The 19,293-nt window shown below is 66.8% G+C and carries 28 protein-coding genes; 21 read left to right on the forward strand and 7 right to left on the reverse strand.

Annotated features, from left to right (window positions below; all coding sequences use genetic code 11):
- Positions 1–23: 23 nt before the first annotated feature.
- From ACO2RV_RS09640 to ACO2RV_RS09650, 3 genes are read left to right on the forward strand one after another with little or no spacing between them, the layout of a single operon-like run.
- Positions 24–941 carry a carbon-nitrogen hydrolase family protein gene (locus ACO2RV_RS09640; RefSeq protein ID WP_423292553.1) on the forward strand — a complete coding sequence of 306 codons (918 nt, stop codon included), beginning with the start codon at positions 24–26 and terminating at the stop codon, positions 939–941.
- A complete protein-coding gene (locus tag ACO2RV_RS09645) occupies positions 938–1,414 on the forward strand; it encodes a DUF1178 family protein (RefSeq protein ID WP_423292271.1) in 477 nt (158 codons plus the stop codon). The genes ACO2RV_RS09640 and ACO2RV_RS09645 overlap by 4 nt, the downstream gene beginning before the upstream one ends.
- On the forward strand, positions 1,415–1,861 hold the full coding sequence (locus ACO2RV_RS09650; protein ID WP_423292273.1) for an Ivy family c-type lysozyme inhibitor: 447 nt from the start codon (positions 1,415–1,417) through the stop codon (positions 1,859–1,861).
- A 70-nt stretch (positions 1,862–1,931) separates the two neighbouring features.
- On the opposite strand, the gene ACO2RV_RS09655 is transcribed toward ACO2RV_RS09650, so the two are convergent.
- Genes ACO2RV_RS09655 through ACO2RV_RS09670 form a run of 4 tightly spaced genes read right to left on the reverse strand, consistent with a single transcriptional unit; the run spans position 1,932 to position 3,769 of the window.
- Entirely contained in the window at positions 1,932–2,543 is a 612-nt protein-coding gene (locus ACO2RV_RS09655; protein ID WP_423292275.1) for a DsbE family thiol:disulfide interchange protein, read from the reverse strand.
- The gene (gene ccmD / locus ACO2RV_RS09660; RefSeq protein ID WP_423292277.1) at positions 2,540–2,713 is read right to left on the reverse strand and encodes a heme exporter protein CcmD; all 174 of its coding nucleotides are present in this window, start codon (positions 2,711–2,713) and stop codon (positions 2,540–2,542) included. Before ccmD ends, ACO2RV_RS09655 begins: the two co-directional genes overlap by 4 nt.
- Complete coding sequence (locus ACO2RV_RS09665; RefSeq protein WP_423292279.1) at positions 2,713–3,042, reverse strand: antibiotic biosynthesis monooxygenase family protein; 330 nt, start codon at positions 3,040–3,042, stop codon at positions 2,713–2,715. The genes ccmD and ACO2RV_RS09665 overlap by 1 nt, the downstream gene beginning before the upstream one ends.
- Positions 3,035–3,769, reverse strand: a complete 735-nt coding sequence (locus ACO2RV_RS09670) for a heme ABC transporter permease (RefSeq protein WP_423292281.1) — start codon at positions 3,767–3,769, stop codon at positions 3,035–3,037. Before ACO2RV_RS09670 ends, ACO2RV_RS09665 begins: the two co-directional genes overlap by 8 nt.
- Positions 3,770–3,980: 211 nt before the next feature.
- On the opposite strand from ACO2RV_RS09670, the gene ACO2RV_RS09675 reads away from it, so the two are divergent.
- Complete coding sequence (locus ACO2RV_RS09675) at positions 3,981–4,373, forward strand: DUF930 domain-containing protein (RefSeq protein WP_423292283.1); 393 nt, start codon at positions 3,981–3,983, stop codon at positions 4,371–4,373.
- A gap of 10 nt (positions 4,374–4,383) precedes the next feature.
- On the opposite strand, the gene ACO2RV_RS09680 is transcribed toward ACO2RV_RS09675, so the two are convergent.
- Positions 4,384–5,898, reverse strand: a complete 1,515-nt coding sequence (locus tag ACO2RV_RS09680) for a pyruvate kinase (protein WP_423292285.1) — start codon at positions 5,896–5,898, stop codon at positions 4,384–4,386.
- A gap of 278 nt (positions 5,899–6,176) precedes the next feature.
- Here ACO2RV_RS09680 and ffh point away from each other — a divergent pair, with 278 nt between their 5' ends.
- From ffh to rplS, 6 genes are all read left to right on the forward strand, one after another.
- Positions 6,177–7,724, forward strand: a complete 1,548-nt coding sequence (ffh, locus tag ACO2RV_RS09685; RefSeq protein WP_423292287.1) for a signal recognition particle protein — start codon at positions 6,177–6,179, stop codon at positions 7,722–7,724.
- Positions 7,721–8,200, forward strand: a complete 480-nt coding sequence (locus ACO2RV_RS09690; protein WP_423292289.1) for a hypothetical protein — start codon at positions 7,721–7,723, stop codon at positions 8,198–8,200. The genes ffh and ACO2RV_RS09690 overlap by 4 nt, the downstream gene beginning before the upstream one ends.
- A gap of 10 nt (positions 8,201–8,210) precedes the next feature.
- A complete protein-coding gene (rpsP, locus tag ACO2RV_RS09695) occupies positions 8,211–8,579 on the forward strand; it encodes a 30S ribosomal protein S16 (RefSeq protein WP_183190416.1) in 369 nt (122 codons plus the stop codon).
- Positions 8,580–8,857: 278 nt separating this feature from the next.
- Positions 8,858–9,400 (forward strand): ribosome maturation factor RimM, encoded by a 543-nt coding sequence (gene rimM, locus ACO2RV_RS09700; protein ID WP_423292291.1) that lies wholly within the window; start codon positions 8,858–8,860, stop codon positions 9,398–9,400.
- Positions 9,401–9,409: 9 nt separating this feature from the next.
- On the forward strand, positions 9,410–10,129 hold the full coding sequence (gene trmD / locus ACO2RV_RS09705) for a tRNA (guanosine(37)-N1)-methyltransferase TrmD (protein ID WP_423292293.1): 720 nt from the start codon (positions 9,410–9,412) through the stop codon (positions 10,127–10,129).
- Positions 10,130–10,226: 97 nt separating this feature from the next.
- Positions 10,227–10,634, forward strand: coding sequence for a 50S ribosomal protein L19 (gene rplS, locus ACO2RV_RS09710; RefSeq protein ID WP_423292295.1), 408 nt, complete (start codon positions 10,227–10,229; stop codon positions 10,632–10,634).
- 63 nt (positions 10,635–10,697) lie between these two features.
- On the opposite strand, the gene ACO2RV_RS09715 is transcribed toward rplS, so the two are convergent.
- Positions 10,698–10,940 carry a hypothetical protein gene (locus ACO2RV_RS09715; protein WP_423292297.1) on the reverse strand — a complete coding sequence of 81 codons (243 nt, stop codon included), beginning with the start codon at positions 10,938–10,940 and terminating at the stop codon, positions 10,698–10,700.
- A 237-nt stretch (positions 10,941–11,177) separates the two neighbouring features.
- Between ACO2RV_RS09715 and ACO2RV_RS09720 the strand changes: the two genes are divergently transcribed.
- Positions 11,178–11,372, forward strand: coding sequence for a hypothetical protein (locus ACO2RV_RS09720; protein ID WP_423292299.1), 195 nt, complete (start codon positions 11,178–11,180; stop codon positions 11,370–11,372).
- An 82-nt stretch (positions 11,373–11,454) separates the two neighbouring features.
- Positions 11,455–12,876 carry a 3-isopropylmalate dehydratase large subunit gene (leuC, locus tag ACO2RV_RS09725; protein WP_423292301.1) on the forward strand — a complete coding sequence of 474 codons (1,422 nt, stop codon included), beginning with the start codon at positions 11,455–11,457 and terminating at the stop codon, positions 12,874–12,876.
- Positions 12,877–12,931: 55 nt separating this feature from the next.
- On the opposite strand, the gene ACO2RV_RS09730 is transcribed toward leuC, so the two are convergent.
- The gene (locus ACO2RV_RS09730; protein ID WP_423292303.1) at positions 12,932–13,354 is read right to left on the reverse strand and encodes a hypothetical protein; all 423 of its coding nucleotides are present in this window, start codon (positions 13,352–13,354) and stop codon (positions 12,932–12,934) included.
- A gap of 119 nt (positions 13,355–13,473) precedes the next feature.
- Between ACO2RV_RS09730 and ACO2RV_RS09735 the strand changes: the two genes are divergently transcribed.
- From ACO2RV_RS09735 to ACO2RV_RS09775, 9 genes are all read left to right on the forward strand, one after another.
- Positions 13,474–13,608, forward strand: a complete 135-nt coding sequence (locus ACO2RV_RS09735) for a hypothetical protein (RefSeq protein ID WP_423292305.1) — start codon at positions 13,474–13,476, stop codon at positions 13,606–13,608.
- Positions 13,609–13,612: 4 nt separating this feature from the next.
- Positions 13,613–14,056, forward strand: a complete 444-nt coding sequence (locus ACO2RV_RS09740; protein WP_423292307.1) for a metallopeptidase family protein — start codon at positions 13,613–13,615, stop codon at positions 14,054–14,056.
- A 65-nt stretch (positions 14,057–14,121) separates the two neighbouring features.
- Positions 14,122–14,679, forward strand: coding sequence for a cytochrome b (locus ACO2RV_RS09745; protein WP_423292309.1), 558 nt, complete (start codon positions 14,122–14,124; stop codon positions 14,677–14,679).
- 105 nt (positions 14,680–14,784) lie between these two features.
- On the forward strand, positions 14,785–15,390 hold the full coding sequence (leuD, locus tag ACO2RV_RS09750) for a 3-isopropylmalate dehydratase small subunit (protein ID WP_423292311.1): 606 nt from the start codon (positions 14,785–14,787) through the stop codon (positions 15,388–15,390).
- Position 15,391: 1 nt separating this feature from the next.
- Entirely contained in the window at positions 15,392–15,778 is a 387-nt protein-coding gene (locus ACO2RV_RS09755; RefSeq protein ID WP_423292313.1) for a RidA family protein, read from the forward strand.
- A 91-nt stretch (positions 15,779–15,869) separates the two neighbouring features.
- Positions 15,870–16,223 carry a ribbon-helix-helix domain-containing protein gene (locus ACO2RV_RS09760; protein ID WP_423292315.1) on the forward strand — a complete coding sequence of 118 codons (354 nt, stop codon included), beginning with the start codon at positions 15,870–15,872 and terminating at the stop codon, positions 16,221–16,223.
- Positions 16,224–16,358: 135 nt separating this feature from the next.
- Entirely contained in the window at positions 16,359–16,754 is a 396-nt protein-coding gene (locus ACO2RV_RS09765) for a VOC family protein (RefSeq protein WP_423292316.1), read from the forward strand.
- 79 nt (positions 16,755–16,833) lie between these two features.
- Positions 16,834–17,370, forward strand: coding sequence for a Twin-arginine translocation pathway signal (locus ACO2RV_RS09770; protein ID WP_423292318.1), 537 nt, complete (start codon positions 16,834–16,836; stop codon positions 17,368–17,370).
- A gap of 15 nt (positions 17,371–17,385) precedes the next feature.
- Entirely contained in the window at positions 17,386–18,957 is a 1,572-nt protein-coding gene (locus tag ACO2RV_RS09775; protein ID WP_423292320.1) for a GMC family oxidoreductase, read from the forward strand.
- Positions 18,958–19,293 lie beyond the last annotated feature (336 nt).

The following is a 19,293-nucleotide window of genomic DNA, read 5'->3' on the forward strand; positions in this document are numbered from 1 at the left end:
GCATCGAGACCAGAGTGACCGCCATGACCGACACCCAGCCCGCCGCAACACCCCGCAAGCTGCATCTCGGCAGCCCCTTCCGCGCGGCGCTGGTGCAGATGCGCGCGGGCAAAAGCGTGGCGGCGAATGTCGAGGCGGCTGCCGCGCTGATCCGCGAGGCGGCGGCGGCCGGCGCGACCTATATCCAGACGCCGGAGATGACCGGCACGATGGAGGAGAACCGGCAGGCGCTGTTCGCCGTGCTGCACGAGGAAGAGACCGATCCGGCGCTGAAGGCGTTCCGCGACCTTGCCGCCGAGCTGAAGGTGCATCTGCATATCGGCTCGCTGGCGATCCGCGCGAGCGAGCACCGTGCTGCCAACCGCGCCTTCCTCCTCGGGCCGGACGGGGCGATCGAGGCGCGCTACGACAAGATCCACATGTTCGACGTCGACCTGCCCAATGGCGATGTCTACCGCGAATCCGAGGCTTACCGGCCGGGCGAGCTCGCCGTCGTGGCGGACCTGCCGGAGATCCGGCTCGGCTTCACCATCTGCTACGATCTGCGCTTTCCCGCGCTGTTCCGCGCGCTGGCCGAGGCGGGTGCGGGGATGATCGCCGTGCCGGCCGCGTTCACGCAGTCGACCGGCGAGGCGCACTGGCACATCCTGCTGCGCGCCCGCGCCATCGAGACCGGCACTTATGTGCTGGCGGCGGCGCAGGGCGGCACGCATGAGAATGGTCGCAAGACCTTCGGCCACAGCCTGATCATCGACCCGTGGGGCACCATCCTCGCCGAGGCCGGCACCGAGCCGGGCTTCATCGTCGCCGAGATCGACCCGGCCAAGGTGAAGGCGGTGCGCTCGCGCATCCCCTCGCTGGAGAATGGCCGCCGCTTCGAATTGGTGATACCCGCCGACGAGAGCCGCCTGCATCTCGTCCCGCCCGGTGACGCGGCATGATGCTCTATCGCCTGCACTGCGCGCGGGACCATGATTTCGAAAGCTGGTTCCGCGATTCGGCAGCCTTCGACGACCAGAAGGCGCGCGGGCTCGTCACATGCCCGCTGTGCGGCTCGGACGAGGTCGACAAGGCGATCATGGCGCCCTCGCTGGGGCGCGGCACCCGCAAGAACGAGACGGAGACGACCGCCGAAGCGCCGGCCGTTCCCGCCGCTCCGCCCACCCAGCCGGTGGCGCTGATGGCGGAGAAGGAGCAGCAGCTGCGCGCCATGCTGAAGGCGGTGCGCGAGCATGTGGTGGCGAATTCCGACTATGTCGGCGACGATTTCGCCCGCCTCGCCCGCCGCATGCATGAGGGCGACGAGGAGCAGCGGGCCATCCATGGCGAGGCGACCTCCGACGAGGTGCGTGCGCTGATCGAGGACGAGATCGAGGTGCTGCCGCTTCCCGTGCTGCCCGACGAGCGGAACTGAATGGTGGGTCCCCGGCACGGTCTTTCCATGCGGGCCGCGCCGGGCGTGCTGCTGGCGCTGGTTCTTGTCGGCCTTTCCGCGCCGGCGCTGGCGAACACCGAGGGCAAGACCGCACTTTACGAGGTCATCTTCCACGAGCCCTATCGCGGGGCGTGGAAGCGGCTGACCGCGCCGGTGGTCGCGGCGAATCGCTGGCTGAAGGGCGCACGCGGCATATGGCACCCCGCGCGGATGGTCACGGTCGACGCCCAGCACTTCAAGGTGTTCTTCCTGTGCAAGGTCAATGAGTGCGCGGCCAACCGGATCACCGTGATCTTCGGGCCCGGCGGACACCATGCCTATGGGGCCTTCCGCAGCCCGGCGGGCACGCAGATATTGGGCGCGCCCAATGACGATACGCGGCGGGCGCTGCTGAAGGTGCTGATTGAGGAACCGCCGCGGGAGTAGGGGCCTTCTGGCTTTCCCCCTCACCCCAACCCTCTCCCCGACGGGGAGAGGGAGTCGGAAACGCCGGCCCTCAGCTCCCCGCCGTACCCGGCGCGGGCGCGGCGAGCGCTTTCTCGATTTCCGGGATCAGCCGTTCCTTCAGGCCCTGCGCGTCGATCGGGCCGATGAACTTGTAGGCGATGCGCCCGTCGCGGCCGATGACGAAGGTCTCGGGCACGCCATAGACGCCCCAGTCGATGGCGGTGCGCCCGTTCGGATCGACGCCGACGGCGGCATAGGGATTGCCGAAGCGGCCGAGGAAGCGGCGGGCATTGGCCGCGTCGTCCTTGTAGTTCAGCCCGACCAGGCGGAAGCCCGGCATCCTGGAGAGCTGGACCAGGAAGGGGTGCTCATCGCGGCACGGCACGCACCAGGAGGCGAATACGTTGAGCACCGTCACGCCACCCTTCAGCTCGGCCGAGGCGAGGCCCGGCACCGGCGCGCCGTTCTCATTGAGGCCGTCGAGCGGGGCGAGGTCGAGCGCGGGCGCTTCCCGGCCGATCAGCACGGAAGGCAGGCGCGAGGGATCGCCGGAGAACAGCCGGCCATAGAACAGCACGGCGAGCGCCAGGAAGGCGATCAGTGGCAGCAGCACCAGCAGGCGCCGGCGCCGGGGCTTTTCGGGCGGGGAATCCGTCGTCACGAGATGTCCTGTCCGGCCGAGCGACGGCGCACGCCGCGCGATTCCAGCTCCGCCAGCCGGCGGCGCACGCTGCGCCCGTCGGCGAAGATCCACAACGCCAGCGCGCCGAGCACCACGACGCTCACGCCATAGCAGGCGAGGATGAACGGGGCGTGCTCGCCGAACATCATCAATCCTCGCCCTCGGTATCTGGCACGAAGGTGCGCACGACCTCGTAGATGCCGGGATCGAAGGTCGCCATGGACAGCGCTTCCTCGAAGAAGCGGCGCGGCGCGGGATCCTCCCGCATCGCCTGATAATCGGCCATGCTCCGCCACTGCGCGTACATCGTAACCTTGGTGCCGTCGAGGCTCCGGTGCAGCGTGGCGGAGATGAAGCCGTCCGCCCGGTTGACGGTGGTCTCGGTCGCCGCGGTCAGGACCTCGATCAGCCGCTGCTGGTTGGCGGGATCAACCGTGAATACGTTGATCAGCACGATCGCCGGGCTTACCTCACGCATAGGCGGCCTCGGCGGCGGCGCGCGCTTCCAGCGCCCGGAGGCGTCGGCGCAGGATCTCGTTGCGCATCGCCGCCATGTGCAGCGCCAGCATCAGCAGGGTGAAGCCGAGCGCGCAGATCATCAGCGGCCAGAGCATGCTGGAATCGATGGTCGATCCGCCCATGCGGAACACCGAGGCCGGCTGGTGCAGCGTGTTCCACCAGTCGACCGAGAACTTGACGATCGGCACGTTGACGAAGCCGACGAGGGTGAGCACCGCCGCCGCGCGCCCGGCCTGGTTCGGGTCCTCGATGGCCGAGCGCAGCGCCAGGAGGCCGAGATAGAGCAGCAGCAGCACCAGCATGGAGGTGAGCCGGGCGTCCCACACCCAGTAGGTGCCCCACATCGGCCGGCCCCATAGCGAGCCGGTGACGAGGCACAGGAAGGCGAAGACCGCGCCAATCGGCGCCAGTGCCTTGTGCGAGACATCCGCCAGCGGATGGCGCCAGACCAGGATGCCGAGCGCGGAGAGCGCCAGCAGCGAATAGCCGAACATGGCGAGCCAGGCGAAGGGCACATGGATGTACATGATCATCACGGTCTCGCCCTGCTGGTAGTCGGCCGGGGCCTGGAAGGCGAGAGCGAGGCCGACCGCCAGCGTCGCCACCGAGGCGACGGCAAGCCACGGCAGCACCCGCCCGGAAAGGGCGAGGAAGCGGGTGGGGTTGGCAAGATCCATCAGCGCCATGGGGCGGTTCTAATCTGCCCATCGATGCCCGGCAACACGCGCGAGGTGCGGCACAATGCGGATGGGGCCACAGGATGGTCACAAGTTGCGGATTGAAACGGGCGGACGATTCGAAACGGGGATTCGAGAGCGCATGGCTGTGTCGAACGCCGCGAAAGCTGAAGCCGCGAGATTTGTCGCCGCAAAGCCGGCAGGCGCAAGGCTTGTCGCCGTGAGACTGGCCGATCTCGCGCTGGTCGCGCTAACGCTCGGCGCCGGCCTGACCGGCGCGCAGGCGCGCTCACCCAGCGAGCAGATGATGTTGCTGGAGCCTTCCGAACGTATCGAGCAGCGGTGCAACGCCCGCGCCATGGGCGAGGTCGGCCGCGACACCAAGGGCATGAAGCCGGACGAACTTGTCGCCTATGCCTATCACGATCCGGTCATCAAGGGCTGGAAGATCAAGGCGCCCGGCGCGGCGATCCGCTCGGGCAATACCTGGTACCACCTCGCCTATGAGTGCGAGACCGAGCATGACGGGATTGACGTGAAGAGCTTCACCTACAAGCTCGGCGCGGCGATCCCGAATTCGGAATGGGGTAGCCACTACCTCGTCGGGCAGTGAGCGGCTTTCCTCACCAGGAGCGGAGCGCGCGCAGCACCGGGGTCTTCTTGTCGAGGTGGCCGGCCATGCGGCCGAGCAGCCGGTCGAGCAGGTCGATCGCCTCGACCACGGCCGGGCCCTTGTTCAGCATCACGCATTCGGCGCGCGCCGCCATGGCGGCATCGGTCATCTCGCCGCGCGAGGGAATGCCGTCGCGCACCAGATCCTCCAGCACCTGCGTCGCCCAGATCGCCGGCACGGCAGCCGCCTCGCAGATCCACAGGAGTTCTTCCTGCATCTCGGCCAGCCGCTCGAAGCCGATCTCGGCGGCGAGGTCGCCGCGGGCGATCATCACGCTGAACGGCCCCCGCCGGGCCGCGCGGGCGATCAGGTCCGGCAGGTTCTTCACCGCTTCCGGCCGCTCGATCTTGGCCATGACGCCGAGCGGGCGGGCATCGGGATGCGCGCGCCCGTGACGGGCGATGGCCTCGTCGAGCAGGTCGAGGTCTTCCGGCCGACTGACGAAGGAATAGCCGATGAGGTCGGCGCATTCGAGCACGGTCGCGAGGTCGGCATCGTCCTTGGCGGTGAGCGGGGAGAGGCCGAGCGCGGTGTCGGGCAGGTTGATGCCCTTCTCCGGCTTCAGCTTGGTGCCGTCGGCGCGGGTGTGCAGGATGCGGATGAGCGCCTCGCCCTCCGCCGCGTCCACGCTCTCGACCACGCCCTCGACCTTGCCGTCGTCATAGCGCACGCGGTGGCCGACGCTGAGCCGGGTGACGATCTCCGGCAGCGAGACCGCGGCTGCGAAGCCGGCGGTCTCGTCGAGATGCGGCTCGCCATGGGCGACGAGGCGCAGCGCGTCGCCGGGCAGCAGCCGGCCCGAGGGCTTGCCCTTCTTCATCGGCAGCACCGCCTCGGTGCGGATCTTCGGGCCGGCGATGTCCATCAGCACGGTGATGCGGCGCCCCAGCCGCTCGCCGGCCCTGCGCACATGGCCCGCCATGGCGCGCCAGGCGGCGGCATCGTCATGCGCGCAGTTGATGCGGGCGACATCCATGCCGTGGCGGGCGAGGTTCAGCACATAGTCCGGCTCGCTGGCGGCTTCGCTCGGCAGTGTCACCATGATGCGGGTGTAGCGGCCTTCCGGCTCGGGACCGAATATGGCCAGGCTGGCGGCGTCGAGCCGCGCTTCGCCGGCGAAGAAGTCCGGTGCGTCGGCGGGGGCGGACGTCCCCTCGCGGCCGGCCAGCGCCGCCAGCGCGGCGATCACCGCGTCGAGCGTCGGCAGCACGCGGCTCTCCAGCCGCCCGAGCGAGGACAGGCCGAGCCGCATCAACTGGCGCTGCAGGGAGCGCAGGTCGTGGCGGCGCAGGCTGAGATAGTGCGCGAGGTTGACCAGCGCCGCGTCCTCGCGGCCGGCCTGCACGGCGTAGCGGGTGATCAGCGGCGCGGCGCCGGCCAGCACATCCTCGCGCAGGGCGGTGACAGCGTCGAACAGTGCGGTGGCATCGGGTTCGCGATGCGGGTCGGAGGTGATATCGAGCATGGCGCCCCATCCTTCGTGCCAACGGCTCCGGACCTTAGGCGGCGGTCGTGACGCGGCCATGACCCAGCGCAACGGGGTGGCGCGCGCGGGTGCCGACGGGCGCAAAACTTGACTTTGCGACCCCGTCAGCTTAACAGACCGCCAATCCTCGCACACTTCGCGAGCCGTCCCGCCGCCCGGAACCCGAGTCCGGAGGTTAACGCCCGACAGCGCGATGCGCCCTCGGGCGCGTTCGGCATTGTGCAGGTTCCGTGCGGGAACAGGAGCTGAGCGAACGCATGTTCGATTCATTAAGTGACCGCCTTGGCGGCATATTCGATCGGCTGAAGAAGCGCGGCGCCCTCACCGAGGCCGACGTGAACGAGGCCATGCGCGAGGTTCGCCGCGCGCTGATCGAGGCCGACGTCGCGCTCGACGTGGTGCGCTCCTTCACCGACCGGGTGCGCACGCGCGCCATCGGCGCCGAGGTGATCAAGTCCGTCACCCCCGGCCAGATGGTGGTTAAGATCGTCAATGACGAGCTTGTCGCCATGCTCGGCTCGGACGCCAAGCCGATCGACCTCGACGCCGCCCCGCCGGTGCCGGTGCTGATGGTCGGCTTGCAGGGCTCGGGCAAGACCACCTCCACCGCCAAGATCGCCAAGCGGCTGACCGACCGAGGCAACCGCAAGGTGCTGATGGCCTCGCTCGACACCCGCCGTCCGGCAGCGATGGAGCAGCTGGCCACGCTGGGCACGCAGGTCGGCGTCGCCACGCTTCCCATCGTGGCCGGGCAGTCGGCGGTGCAGATCGCCCGCCGCGCCATGGAGGCCGCCCGCCTCGGCGGCTATGACGTGGTGATGCTCGACACCGCCGGCCGCGTCACGCTCGACGAGGCGCTGATGGCGGAAGTGGCCGAGGTGAAGGCCGCGACCAGCCCGCATGAAGTGCTGCTGGTCGCCGACAGCCTCACCGGTCAGGATGCCGTCACCACGGCCAAGGCGTTCGACGCGCGCGTCGGCCTCACCGGCATCGTGCTGACCCGCGCCGATGGCGACGGGCGCGGCGGTGCCGCCCTTTCCATGCGCGCCGTCACCGGCAAGCCGATCAAGCTCATCGGCACCGGCGAGAAGATGGACGCGCTGGAGGATTTCGATCCCCGCCGCGTCGCCGGACGCATCCTCGGCATGGGCGACGTGGTCTCGCTGGTCGAGAAGGCGGTCGAGAACATCGACGCCGAAAAGGCGATGGCCGCTGCCGAGCGCATGCGCAAGGGGCAGTTCGACCTCGAAGACCTGCGCATGCAGCTCGACCAGATGGAGAAGCTCGGCGGTCTCGGTGGGCTGATGGGCATGCTGCCCGGCGTCGGCAAGATGAAGAACCAGCTCGCCGCCTCCGGCATGAATGACGGCGTGATCAAGCGGCAGAAGGCGATCATCGATTCGATGACCCGCAAGGAGCGGCGCAACCCGAAGCTGCTCGACGGCTCCCGCCGCAAGCGCATCGCGAGCGGCTCCGGCACCAAGGTGGAAGACGTCAACCGCCTGATGAAGATGCACCGCCAGATGGCCGACATGATGAAGGCCATGGGCGGGGCCGCGGGCGGCAAGCGCGGCCCGATGGCGGGCCTGGCCTCCATGTTCGGGCTGGGCGGGGGCGGCGGCATGCCGAGCCCTGAGCAGCTCAAGCAGATGGCGGAGAAGATGCCGGGCGGGGCGGGCGGTGGCCTGCCGAACCTGCCGCCGAATTTCCCCGGCAAGCTGCCCGGTCTTCCCGGCGGCTTTCCGGGGCTGGGCAAGCCGGACGGCCTTCCGGGCTTCGGCAAAGGGCCGGAGAAAAAGAAATGAATTTCCAAGTTGATTTTGGAAATTTAGCTGTCGGCTTAGCAACTATGGCTATAGCTATGGTGACATTTTTTACATCAATTTCTAATATAAAGTCTAATAAAAACCAAAAAATCTCCGACTATAGAATGATTTGGATATCTGAGCTTAGAGAAGCTCTCTCTCTATTTTATAGGCTTCAGTATGAGCTTGCTTTGATAAAAAGAGACTACGCAAAATCCAGTGGATTTCGTAAACAAGAATTAGCGGAGACGCGAAGAAGATTATTCTTCGATATATCAGCAGTTAAAACTAGGATGTTGCTGATGTTAAATCCCGCTTCTGATAATGAAGCAGAACGAAAGCTGGAAAAGTTGCTTAGAAAGAGCGTCAGTGATGACGTTGATGAGGCAAGAATCCATCGTAAGGAAATGGTGGATCTGACGAGGTCTATTCTAAAATCGGAATGGAACCGCGTGAAGAACGAAATTCAAAAATGAGGTTAAAGTCATGTCCCTGAAGATCCGTCTCGCCCGTGGCGGCGCCAAGAAGCGTCCCTACTACCGCATCGTCGTCGCCGACTCGCGCTCCCCGCGTGATGGCCGCTTCATCGAGAAGATCGGCACCTTCGATCCGCTGAAGCCCAAGGACGCCGCCGACCGCTTCACCCTCGACGTCGAGAAGGCCAAGGCCTGGCTCGCCAAGGGCGCCCAGCCGACCGACCGCGTCGCCCGCTTCCTTGACAGCCTCGAGCTGGTGAAGCGCGCCGCTCGCAACAACCCGGAGAAGGCCGTTCCCGGCAAGAAGGCGCAGGAGCGCGCCGCCGAAGCCGCCAAGGCCGCCGAAGCCGCCGCCGCGGCTGCCGCCTCGGCCGAGTGAGGCTTCTGCCTTCCTCGTCCGCTATGCGCCGCTGAACCTCCGACCCCTCCCGTGTGAAGGGAGTGCCCTTCCGGCGAGGGACGGAGGTAGCCGAACTCTGGAGCGCTCCCTTACCAAGGGAGTGCTCCAGCCACGCAGAGTGCCACGAATGGCATCCTTCGAGGCTCGCGTCGCTCGCACCTCAGGATGACGTGGCTCCTGGAGCGACGTCATCCTGAGGTGCCCGGCGCAGCCGGGCCTCGAAGGATGGTCATTTCAGAACGACGCCGGATCACCTCATGCCGACCGACCGCATCATGCTCGCCCGCATTGGCGCCCCGCACGGGGTGAAGGGCGAGGTGCGGCTGTTCGTCTTCGCCGACGACCCGGATTCGCTCAAGCGCTACAAGCCGCTGACCGACGAGAGCGGTGCGCGCGTCTTCAAGCTGAAGGCGCTCAGGCCGGCGAAGGACCATTTCGTCGCCCGGCTGGAAGGCGTCGAGACGCGCGAGGCGGCGGAAGCGCTGACCAATCAGGGCCTCCATGTCGACCGCGCGCTGCTGCCCGCGACCGAGGACGAGGACGATTTCTATTATGCCGACCTGATCGGCCTCAAAGCCGTGACCGGCGAGGGCGAGGCCTTCGGCAAGGTCGTGGCGGTGCATGATTTCGGCGCCGGCGACATTCTCGAGATCGCCCCCGAGGCCGGCGGCAAGACCTTGATGCTGCCCTTCACCCGCGCCGTGGTGCCGACCATCGACATCAAGGCCGGCAGCCTCATCGTCGAACCCGGAGAATGGGCGCGCGAGGAAACCCCGCCTCCCGACGCGGATCAGGGCTAGGCGCGGCACATGTGGCGCGCCTCCATCGTCACCATCTTCCCCGAAATGTTTCCCGGTCCGCTTGGCGTGTCGCTCGCCGGGCGCGCGCTGGGGCAGGGTGCGTGGACCGTCGAGACGATCGACCCGCGCGACCATGCCACGGATCGCCACCGCTCGGTCGACGACACGCCGGCCGGCGGCGGGCCGGGCATGGTGATGCGCGTCGACGTGCTGGCGCGCGCCGTCGATGCCGCCGCGCCGCAGGGCGACGCCCGCCCGCGCCTGCTGATGACTCCGCGCGGCGCGCCGCTGACGCAGAAGCGCGTGCGCGAGCTGGCGGCGGGCGAGGGCGCCGTCATCGTCTGCGGCCGCTTCGAGGGGGTCGACGACCGTCTGGTCGCGGCGCGCGGGCTGGAGGAAGTCTCGGTCGGCGACGTCGTGCTGTCGGGCGGGGAGATCGGCGCGCTGGTGCTGCTCGACGCCTGCGTGCGGCTGCTGCCGGGGGTGATGGGCCATCCCGAATCCGGCACCGAGGAGAGTTTCTCCGCCGGGCTGCTGGAATATCCGCAATATACGCGGCCGCCGAGCTTCGAGGGGCTGGAGATCCCGGCCATCCTCACCTCGGGCGACCACGGCAAGATCGCCCGCTGGCGGCGCGAGCAGGCGGAAAGCGTCACCAAGGCGCGGCGGCCGGACCTGTGGGAGGCCTATGCGGCGGCGCATGACCGTTCTGCGACGAAGAAGGCATGACAAGCGGCGCAACTTCGCGTATAGGGCGCGCCATCACTACCAAACTGACAACAGCAAGATGCGAACGGCAAAGGCCGATTTCGCCTGAGGTGATAAAATGGTCGATATTATCCGCGAGCTCGACATCGAGCAGGCTGCCAAGCTGTCCGAAATCCGGGCCATCCCCGATTTCCAGCCGGGCGACACCGTCATCGTCAATGTGAAGGTGAAGGAAGGCGAGCGCTCGCGCGTTCAGGCCTATGAAGGCGTGGTGATCGCCCGCAATGGCGGCGGCATCAACGAGAGCTTCACCGTCCGCAAGATTTCCTACGGCGAAGGCGTCGAGCGCGTGTTCCCGCTCTACTCGCCGAACATCGACAGCCTCAAGGTTGTCCGCCGCGGCAAGGTGCGCCGCGCCAAGCTGTATTACCTGCGCGACCGTCGCGGCAAGTCGGCCCGTATCGCCGAGCGCCAGGACAAGAACGCCGGCAAGGGCAAAAAGGGCGCTCCGGTCGCCGCCGAGTGATCGACGCCTTCTGAACCGTTCAAGCGAAAAGGCCGGGGCATGCCCCGGTCTTTTTGTTTCTCGTCAGCAATCCTTGATATGGCGAACGCGGGTGTTGGTCTGTTGCTCCACCAGCAGCGTGCCGTCGCCGAGGAAGGCCGCCTGCATGACGGTGGCGAAGTCCGGCTTGCGCAGCGGGCAGGTGATGAGCGTGGCCGCCTTCGGCGCCACTTCCGCCGGCACGACCTCGACCCGGTTGTGATTTTCCACCGCGGCCACCAGCGCACCGACGGCCGCCAGGATAAGGGCGATGTCAGTCAGGCGCATGCAACCCTCCCTCGTGCGATCGAGGAATGCTAACGCAGCGTCCGGCATTGCGCTATAACTTAATAACCCAACGTAATATGCGGAAATGTGGTCGGGTCAGCCTCCGAAATACTATGTAATACATTATTTCAGCAGTTGCGCCGACGGCTTGCGGCTTCACGCGGTCGTGCCCATCTGTGAGGCCGCGACGCTTCGCCGCCGATTGTTCGGGCGCGCGAGACTTGCTAGAAGAGTTCCATGATCATGCAGGCCGGCAACATGCGGGAAGCGAGCCTGGGCGCGGAAGTCTCCGTCGCCCCCGATGGCGCGCGCCCGGAGGTTCGACGCCGGCTGCCGACCACCATCGGCTTCGCCGCCGTGCCGGACCATGTCCGCCTGCCGGCGCGCTTCTTCGGCCGTTTCACCGCCTGCGCGGTGGCGGGCCTTAGCTGAGCGCCGCCCGGAACGCGCCGCGCGTTCCCGGCTGCGCCTCTGCGAGCCCCGGACGACATTCCTTTTCAGTTGAGATGCCGATATGAGCACGTCCGCACCGCGTACCCTGTACGACAAGATCTTCGACGACCACGTCATCGAGCGGCAGGAGGATGGCACCTGCCTGCTCTATATCGACCGCCACCTCGTGCATGAGGTGACCAGCCCGCAGGCCTTCGAGGGCCTGCGTCTCGCCGGCCGGCGCGTGCATGCGCCCTCGAAGACGCTCGCCGTGGTCGACCACAACGTGCCGACCACCGATCGCCGCTTCGGCATCGACGATCCCGAGAGCCGCACCCAGGTCGAGACGCTGGCCGAGAACGCGCGCGATTTCGGCGTCGAATATTTCAACGAGCTCGACAAGCGCCAGGGCATCGTTCACGTCATCGGCCCGGAGCAGGGCTTCACCCTGCCGGGCACGACCATCGTGTGCGGTGACAGCCACACCTCGACGCATGGCGCCTTCGGCGCGCTCGCCCATGGCATCGGCACCTCGGAGGTCGAGCATGTGCTCGCCACCCAGACGCTGATCCAGAAGAAGAGCAAGAACATGCGCGTCACCGTCGACGGCAGGCTGCCCGACGGCGTGACCGCCAAGGACGTGACGCTCGCCATCATCGGCGCCACCGGCACCGCCGGCGGCACGGGCTATGTCATCGAATATGCCGGCGAGGTGTTCCGCAACCTCACGATGGAAGGCCGCATGACGGTCTGCAACATGTCCATCGAGGGCGGCGCGCGCGCGGGCATGGTGGCGCCCGACGAGACCACCTATGCCTATGTGAAGGACCGCCCGCGCGCGCCGAAGGGCGCCGCATGGGACGCGGCGCTGCGCTACTGGGACACGCTGCGCACCGATGAGGGCGCCTTCTTCGACAAGGAAATCCGCCTCGACGGCGCAGCGCTGCCACCCATCGTTTCCTGGGGCACCAGCCCGGAGGACGTGATCTCGGTCGAGGGCGTGGTGCCCGATCCCGAGCTGATCCTCGACGAGGGCAAGCGCGAGGCCAAGAAGCGCGCGCTGGCCTATATGGGCCTGACGCCGGGGACGAGGATCACCGACATCTCCATCGACAAGGTGTTCATCGGTTCCTGCACCAATGCCCGCATCGAGGATCTGCGCGCCGCGGCCGCCATCGTGCGCGGCCAGAAGGTGCGTGAGGGCGTCTCCGGCATGGTCGTGCCGGGCTCGGGGCTGGTGAAGCTGCAGGCCGAGGCCGAGGGGCTGGACGCCATCTTCAAGGCGGCGGGCTTCGACTGGCGCGAGCCGGGCTGCTCCATGTGCCTGGGCATGAATGCCGACAAGCTCGGCCCCGAGCAGCGCTGCGCCTCCACGTCGAACCGCAATTTCGAGGGGCGGCAGGGCCACAAGGCCCGTACCCACCTCGTCTCGCCGGTGATGGCGGCGGCCGCGGCGATCGCCGGCCACTTCGTCGACATCCGCAAATGGCCGCACGCGCTCTGAGCGGGCGGGCGCGACCCGGCTCCTTGCGGAGCCGGGTCGCGGGGCGGAACATGGCTCAGGTACAGCCGCCCTCGCGGACATAGCTGTAATGGCCGTGCGTCCCGAGCTTCACGACCCGGCCGAAGCAGTTGGGGTCGTCGTCGCGGAAGACGTCATAGGGCGCGAAGGCATAGTCGGGGCCGTAGGGCAGGAAACCGCGATGGCGGAAGTCGCCGTAATGGGCGTGGAACGCGCGGGGGAAGAAGAACCCGCCGCCATAGCCGCCCATGTGGAACGCCGGGCCGCCATGGAAGCCGTCATGGAACCCTTCACCGCCCATATGTTCGGAGAAGCCCCCGCCCATATGGCCGCCACCGAAATGGCCGCCGCCGCCACCGAAACCGTGCGCGGAAGCCGCGCTGGCGCCGGCCGCGACGAGGGAAAGTGCGAGAAGCCCGGTCTTCAGCGTGCCGGCAACGCGAGAGGTCGTCTTGGTCATCAGTGTCGTCCTTCTGTAGGACGTCGCCCACGGTTGAGGTGGGGACGGAAAGACGCGCCGAAAGCCCCTCTGACGCAGCGTGACGGGTGGAGAAACATGCGAATCCGAAAGAACGCGGTATGAGCCGCCCGCCCTTCAGCGACCCGCCCGAGAACGACCCCATGGAAGTGTGGGGCCGGCGGCTCGGGCGCGGACTGGCGGTCCTGGCCTGCCTCGTGCTCGCCTATTACTTCTTCACGACCTATCTCAGGTGAGGCGATGAGCGGCGATACAGCCAATGATCCGACCCGTGATCCGACCGTCTGGCTGAAACTCGGTGCGCCGACGCTGGCCGAGATGGAGGTGATGGCCGCTGATGCCTATGCGCGGCTGCCGGAGGGGTTCCGCGCCATGTGCGGCAATCTCGTCGTGCGGGTGGAGGACTTCCCGACCGACGAGGTGCTGGCGGAGATGGAGGCCGAGAGCGAGTTCGACCTGCTCGGCCTGTTCCAGGGCATCGGGCTGGCGCAAGGCTACGAGACTGCTGCCGGCGCGCTGCCGAACATGATCTTCCTCTATCGGCGGCCCATTCTCGACTACTGGGCCGAGAACGAGGAAACGCTGGGCGATATCGTCACCCATGTGCTCGTGCACGAGATCGGCCACCATTTCGGCCTGTCGGACGAGGACATGGAGCGGGTCGAGGAGGAGGCGGATAAGTAGGTAAACGCATTGGGAAGGAGGTCGCACGAAGTTAGAATACTTCCAATCTTGAGAGGTATCCGACTATGAGCCGACCGATCTCCAGCGTTTCCTCCGTCGACCACTACAGCCCGCCGCTTCGCGCGCTCCACTGGCTGACGGTGATCGCCATCATCGTCGTCTACGGGGTGACCTATCTCGAAGGCCTGTTCGAACGGGGATCCGTCGGCCGGGCCTATATCTGGTGGACCCACATCTCTGTGGGGCTCGCCATTCTCGGCCTGGTGGCGCTGCGCTTCGCGTTTCGCATCGCCGGGCCGGTTCCGCCGCCCTCGGCGGCCCTGTCGCGGCCGGTTCACCTGGCCTCGGCCGTCGCACATGTGCTGCTTTATGTACTGCTGATCGTCACGCCTCTCGTCGGCATCTATCTCGCCTTCCTGCGCGGCAACGAGGTGACGTTCTTCGGCCTGTTCGCGATACCCGCGCCTGTCGCGGTGGATCGCGAGGCGGCCCGTTCGGTACAGGAGCTGCACGAGGTGCTGGCGAACGCGCTGGTTATTCTGGCGCTGCTGCATGCCTTTGCGGCGCTGGTGCATCATTTCGTCCTGAAGGACGACGTGCTGCGCCGCATGCTGCCGAGATAGTGGGCGCGGGCGTCTGGGCATTCGTCCCGCGCTTCGTGCTATGGAGAGCGGGAATTTTCCGGGTGGCGGCCCCAGCGGCGGCCATCCGGGACGAAGGAGGACGCCGTGGACAAGTTCACCACCCTGAGCGGCATCGCCGCGCCGCTGCATCTGGTCAATGTCGACACCGACATGATCATTCCGAAGCAGTATCTGAAGACGATCAAGCGCACCGGGCTCGGCGCCGGCCTGTTCTCGGAGCTGCGCTACAATGACGATGGCTCGGACAACCCGGACTTCGTGCTCAACAAGCCGTCCTACAAGGGCGCGTCGATCCTCGTCGCCGGCGACAATTTCGGCTGCGGCTCGAGCCGCGAGCACGCGCCGTGGGCGCTGCTCGACTTCGGCATTCGCTGCGTGATCTCCACGTCCTTCGCCGACATCTTCTACAATAACTGCTTCAAGAACGGCATTCTGCCGATCGTGGTGACGCCGGAGCAGCTCGCCGCGCTGTTCGACGATGCCGAACGCGGCGCCAATGCGCGCATCACCGTCGATCTGGAAAGCCAGACCATCACCGGCCCGGACGGCGGCAGCATCACCTTCGACATCGATCCCTTCCGCAAGCACTGCCTGCTGAACGGGCTCGACGATATCGGCCTCACCCAGGTCAAGGCGGACAAGATCAAGTCCTTCGAGGCGAAGCTCGCCGATGAGCGTCCGTGGGCGTGACATGAGCGAACGCCGCCTTATTTCCTCCGGCTCGTCCTTCGAGGCCGTCGCCGGCTATTCCCGTGCGGTGGTGGACGGGCGCGACATCTTCGTCTCCGGCACCACCGGCTACGACTATGGCGCGATGCAGCTGCCCGAGGACCTGATCGAGCAGACCCATGGCTGCTTCCGCAATATCGCGGCGGCGCTCGGCGAGGCCGGCGCCGGCCTCGATGACGTGGTGCGCGTGCGCTACATCGTGACCCGGGCGGAATATGCCGAGGAAGTGTTCCCGATCTTCGGCCAGTACTTCGCTACCGCGCGCCCCGCCGCGACGCTCATCGTCGCCGGCCTGCTGCAGCCGGAAATGAAGATCGAGATCGAGGTGACGGCCCGCAAAAAGGCGTAGCGCCCGGCAGGCATCAATTTCGGCCTTTACAGCGCCGTCTTCCGGGGGTGGAATCGTTCAAAATACAAAAGGACGTTCCGGGAGACGCCCCATGTGCCACATCTTCGCGGGCCAAGCGCCCGAGACCTATGAGGGCCAGACCCGCTCGGTGCGGATCGGTGGCCATTCGACCTCGATCCGGCTGGAAGCGGCCTTCTGGACGGTGCTGGAAGAGGTCGCCGCCCATCAGGGCATGAGTCTGGGCAAATTCGTCACCACGCTGCATGACGAGGTGCTGAACCTGCATGGCGAGGTGCGCAACTTCGCCTCGCTGCTGCGCTGCTCCTGCCTGATCTATCTCGCCGAGGTGCGCCCCGCGGCGGGCCGGCCGGCGATCAGCCCGGCGGCCGCGCGCGAGCGCTATGCCTGCGAGAGCCGGCGCATCCAGCTCGAAGCGGCGGAGTAGGGGCGCGCTCGCGCCCTCGAAAAGCACATCGCGGTGATGTGCTAGCAGCCTACCACCACTCGCCTTTTGCGCGGCCTAGCATCCTCGTCACGCAGCGGATTCCCCGCTGCCACGAGGTTCACGCCGGAGGAACAGGTGGCGAAGGCCATACATCAGATGATCCGTGTGCTCGACGAGGCGCGCTCGGTCGATTTCTACCGTCGCGCCTTCGGGCTCGACATTGCCGACCGCTTCGGCTTCGACGGCTTCACCCTGGTCTATCTGCGCAATGCCGAGGCCGATTTCGAGGTCGAGCTGACGATCAATCACGGGCGCACCGAGCCCTACGCGCTCGGTGACGGCTATGGCCACGTCGCCTTCGCAGTGGATGATCTCGCCGCCGAGCATGCGCGTTTCATCGATGCCGGCCTCAATCCCACGCCGATCAAGGAGTTCTTCCGCGAGGGCGCTCTCCTCGCGACGTTCTTCTTCGTCACCGATCCCGACGGCTACAAGATCGAGGTGCTGAAGAAGCACGGTCGCTACCGCTGAGACGTGCCGTTATCTCGCGTCGGTCCGCCAGACGGCGCAAAACAACTGAATAATACATAAAAATACCTGGGAGGTTACAATGCCAACACTGATCGACAGGAGAGGTCCATCACGCCGCGCCCTGCTCGCCGGCATCGGCGCCGCGGGCGCGCTGCTGGTGAGCGGCGCGGCGGTGATGAATCCGCGCGAGGCGTGGGGGCTGGAGGTCACCGCGCTGAAGCCGGAGACCATGCGCACCCTCATCGTCATGGCGCGCGACGTCTACCCGCATGATCGCATCCCCGACCGCTACTACGCCATCGCCATGAAGCCCTATGAGGCGGATGCGGCCAAGGATCCCGCGCTGAAGGCGCTGGTCGAGGACGGCGTCGTCACCCTCGATACGCTCGCCAAGGCGAAGCACGGTGTCGCCTATGCCGATCTCGGCTGGGAGGACCAGCGCGTCGCCATATTGCGCGAGATCGAGGACGGCGCCTTCTTCCAGAAGGTGCGCGGGGGCCTCGTGGTCAGCCTCTACAACCAGGAAGAGGTGTGGCCGATCTTCGGCTATGAGGGCTCCTCGGCCGACAAGGGCGGTTACATCGACCGCGGCTTCAACGACATCGCCTGGCTGTGAGGGGAGGACCGAACCATGTCTGCACCCTTCGACCTGAATGACGATTCCGTCGTCGTCGTTGTCGGCTCCGGTGCCGGTGGCGGCACGCTGGGCACCGAGCTGGCGCTCAAGGGCATCAAGGTGGTGATCCTTGAAGCCGGCCAGCGCCACAACACCGAAGACTTCATCAATAACGAGTGGGACAGCTTCTCCCAGCTCGCCTGGACCGACATGCGCACCACGTCGGGCTCCTGGCGCGTGCACAAGAACTTCCCCAACCTGCCGGCCTGGATCGTCAAGGCGGTCGGCGGCTCCTCCGTGCACTGGGCGGGCGCCTCGCTGCGCTTCCAGGAGCACGAGTTCAAGACCCGCACCACCTATGGCGACCTCGAGGGCGCCAACCTGCTCGACTGGCCGATCACGCTCGCGGAGCTGGAGCCGTGGTACGCCAAGGCCGAGGACCGCATGGGCGTGACCCGCACCAACGGTATTCCCGGCCTGCCCGGCAACAACAACTTCAAGGTGTTCGAGGCCGGTGCCAAGAAGATCGGCTACAAGGAAGTCTCGACCGGCCGCATGGCGATCAACAGCGAACCGCGCGCCGACCGGGGCTCCTGCCAGCAGATCGGCTTCTGCTTCCAGGGCTGCAAGTCCGGCGCGAAGTGGTCGACGCTGGTCGCCGAGATTCCGCGCGGCGAGGCGACCGGCAATCTGGAAGTACGCCCGCAGAGCATGGTGCAGAAGATCGAGCACGATGCCTCCGGCAAGGTCACCGGCGTGGTCTATGTCGACAAGGACGGCAAGACCCAGCGCCAGAAGGCCCGCATCGTCGCGGTGGCCGGCAACTCGATCGAGAGCCCGCGCCTCTTGCTCAACTCCGCCAGCGCCATGTTCCCGGACGGTCTCGCCAACTCCTCCGGCCAGGTCGGGCGCAACTATATGCGCCACATGACGGGATCGGTGTACGGCATCTTCGAGAAGCCGGTGCACATGTATCGCGGCACCACCATGGCCGGCATCGTGCGCGACGAGGCGCCGCTGAACACCAAGCGTGGCTTCGTCGGCGGCTACGAGATGGAGACGCTCTCGCTCGGTGTGCCGTTCATGGCCGCCTTCCTCGATCCGGGCGGCTGGGGCCGGACCTTCACCTCCGCCATGGACGGCTATGTCAACATGGCCGGGCTGTGGATCGTCGGCGAGGACATGCCGCAGGAGACCAACCGCGTCACCCTTAACACCGACGCGAAGGACCAGTACGGCCTGCCGGTCGCCAATGTGCATTTCGACGACCATCCCAACGACGTCGCCATGCGCAACCACGCCTACACGCAGGGCGCGGCGATCTATGACTCGGTCGGCGCGGTGCGCACCTTCCCGACGCCGCCTTATCCCTCCACGCATAATCTCGGCACCAACCGGATGAGCGAGAAGGCCCGCGACGGCGTGGTGAACAAGCACGGGCAGACGCACGACATCCCCAACCTGTTCATCGCCGACGGCAGCCAGTTCACCACCGGCGGCGCGGAGAACCCGACGCTGACCATCGTGGCGCTGGCGCTGCGGCAGGCGGATTTCATCGCCGGGGAGATGACCAGGAAGACGATCTGAGGGCCTTGCCCACGGCCGTCATCCCGGACGGCCGAAAGGCCGCTCCGGGATCGCCACCCGAGCGGAGAGCGATCCACAGAGCATCCTCATCCTGAGGTGCGAGCATAGCGAGCCTCGAAGGATGCTCGTTACAGCGCACCCGGACGAGCATCCTTCGAGGCCCGGCTTTGCCGGGCACCTCAGGATGAGGTGGTTCGAGAGATGACGGTGTGTCGCCTCCCTTCCTCGCCGTCGGTGCGGACCCGCCGGCGGCGTTCTTTTGCGCGCGGGCGGGCCGGCGCCGCTTGCAAGGGCGCGCGCCAGCCATTAGCACTCGCCTCGCTCGACGGGCCGCTC

This window comes from Ancylobacter sp. VNQ12, from assembly GCF_049445835.1.
Lineage (GTDB): Bacteria > Pseudomonadota > Alphaproteobacteria > Rhizobiales > Xanthobacteraceae > Ancylobacter.

Coding starts and splice junctions, on each gene's coding strand:
- ACO2RV_RS09640 (WP_423292553.1), top strand. CDS start 24: ATGACCGACACCCAGCCCGCCGCAACACCCCGCAAGCTGCATCTCGGC.
- ACO2RV_RS09645 (WP_423292271.1), top strand. CDS start 938: ATGATGCTCTATCGCCTGCACTGCGCGCGGGACCATGATTTCGAAAGC.
- ACO2RV_RS09650 (WP_423292273.1), top strand. CDS start 1,415: ATGGTGGGTCCCCGGCACGGTCTTTCCATGCGGGCCGCGCCGGGCGTG.
- ccmD (WP_423292277.1), bottom strand. CDS start 2,713: ATGATGTTCGGCGAGCACGCCCCGTTCATCCTCGCCTGCTATGGCGTG.
- ACO2RV_RS09665 (WP_423292279.1), bottom strand. CDS start 3,042: ATGCGTGAGGTAAGCCCGGCGATCGTGCTGATCAACGTATTCACGGTT.
- ACO2RV_RS09670 (WP_423292281.1), bottom strand. CDS start 3,769: ATGGCGCTGATGGATCTTGCCAACCCCACCCGCTTCCTCGCCCTTTCC.
- ACO2RV_RS09680 (WP_423292285.1), bottom strand. CDS start 5,898: ATGCTCGATATCACCTCCGACCCGCATCGCGAACCCGATGCCACCGCA.
- ffh (WP_423292287.1), top strand. CDS start 6,177: ATGTTCGATTCATTAAGTGACCGCCTTGGCGGCATATTCGATCGGCTG.
- ACO2RV_RS09690 (WP_423292289.1), top strand. CDS start 7,721: ATGAATTTCCAAGTTGATTTTGGAAATTTAGCTGTCGGCTTAGCAACT.
- rpsP (WP_183190416.1), top strand. CDS start 8,211: ATGTCCCTGAAGATCCGTCTCGCCCGTGGCGGCGCCAAGAAGCGTCCC.
- rimM (WP_423292291.1), top strand. CDS start 8,858: ATGCCGACCGACCGCATCATGCTCGCCCGCATTGGCGCCCCGCACGGG.
- trmD (WP_423292293.1), top strand. CDS start 9,410: ATGTGGCGCGCCTCCATCGTCACCATCTTCCCCGAAATGTTTCCCGGT.
- rplS (WP_423292295.1), top strand. CDS start 10,227: ATGGTCGATATTATCCGCGAGCTCGACATCGAGCAGGCTGCCAAGCTG.
- ACO2RV_RS09715 (WP_423292297.1), bottom strand. CDS start 10,940: ATGCGCCTGACTGACATCGCCCTTATCCTGGCGGCCGTCGGTGCGCTG.
- ACO2RV_RS09720 (WP_423292299.1), top strand. CDS start 11,178: ATGATCATGCAGGCCGGCAACATGCGGGAAGCGAGCCTGGGCGCGGAA.
- leuC (WP_423292301.1), top strand. CDS start 11,455: ATGAGCACGTCCGCACCGCGTACCCTGTACGACAAGATCTTCGACGAC.
- ACO2RV_RS09730 (WP_423292303.1), bottom strand. CDS start 13,354: ATGACCAAGACGACCTCTCGCGTTGCCGGCACGCTGAAGACCGGGCTT.
- ACO2RV_RS09735 (WP_423292305.1), top strand. CDS start 13,474: ATGAGCCGCCCGCCCTTCAGCGACCCGCCCGAGAACGACCCCATGGAA.
- ACO2RV_RS09740 (WP_423292307.1), top strand. CDS start 13,613: ATGAGCGGCGATACAGCCAATGATCCGACCCGTGATCCGACCGTCTGG.
- ACO2RV_RS09745 (WP_423292309.1), top strand. CDS start 14,122: ATGAGCCGACCGATCTCCAGCGTTTCCTCCGTCGACCACTACAGCCCG.
- ACO2RV_RS09755 (WP_423292313.1), top strand. CDS start 15,392: ATGAGCGAACGCCGCCTTATTTCCTCCGGCTCGTCCTTCGAGGCCGTC.
- ACO2RV_RS09760 (WP_423292315.1), top strand. CDS start 15,870: ATGTGCCACATCTTCGCGGGCCAAGCGCCCGAGACCTATGAGGGCCAG.
- ACO2RV_RS09770 (WP_423292318.1), top strand. CDS start 16,834: ATGCCAACACTGATCGACAGGAGAGGTCCATCACGCCGCGCCCTGCTC.
- ACO2RV_RS09775 (WP_423292320.1), top strand. CDS start 17,386: ATGTCTGCACCCTTCGACCTGAATGACGATTCCGTCGTCGTCGTTGTC.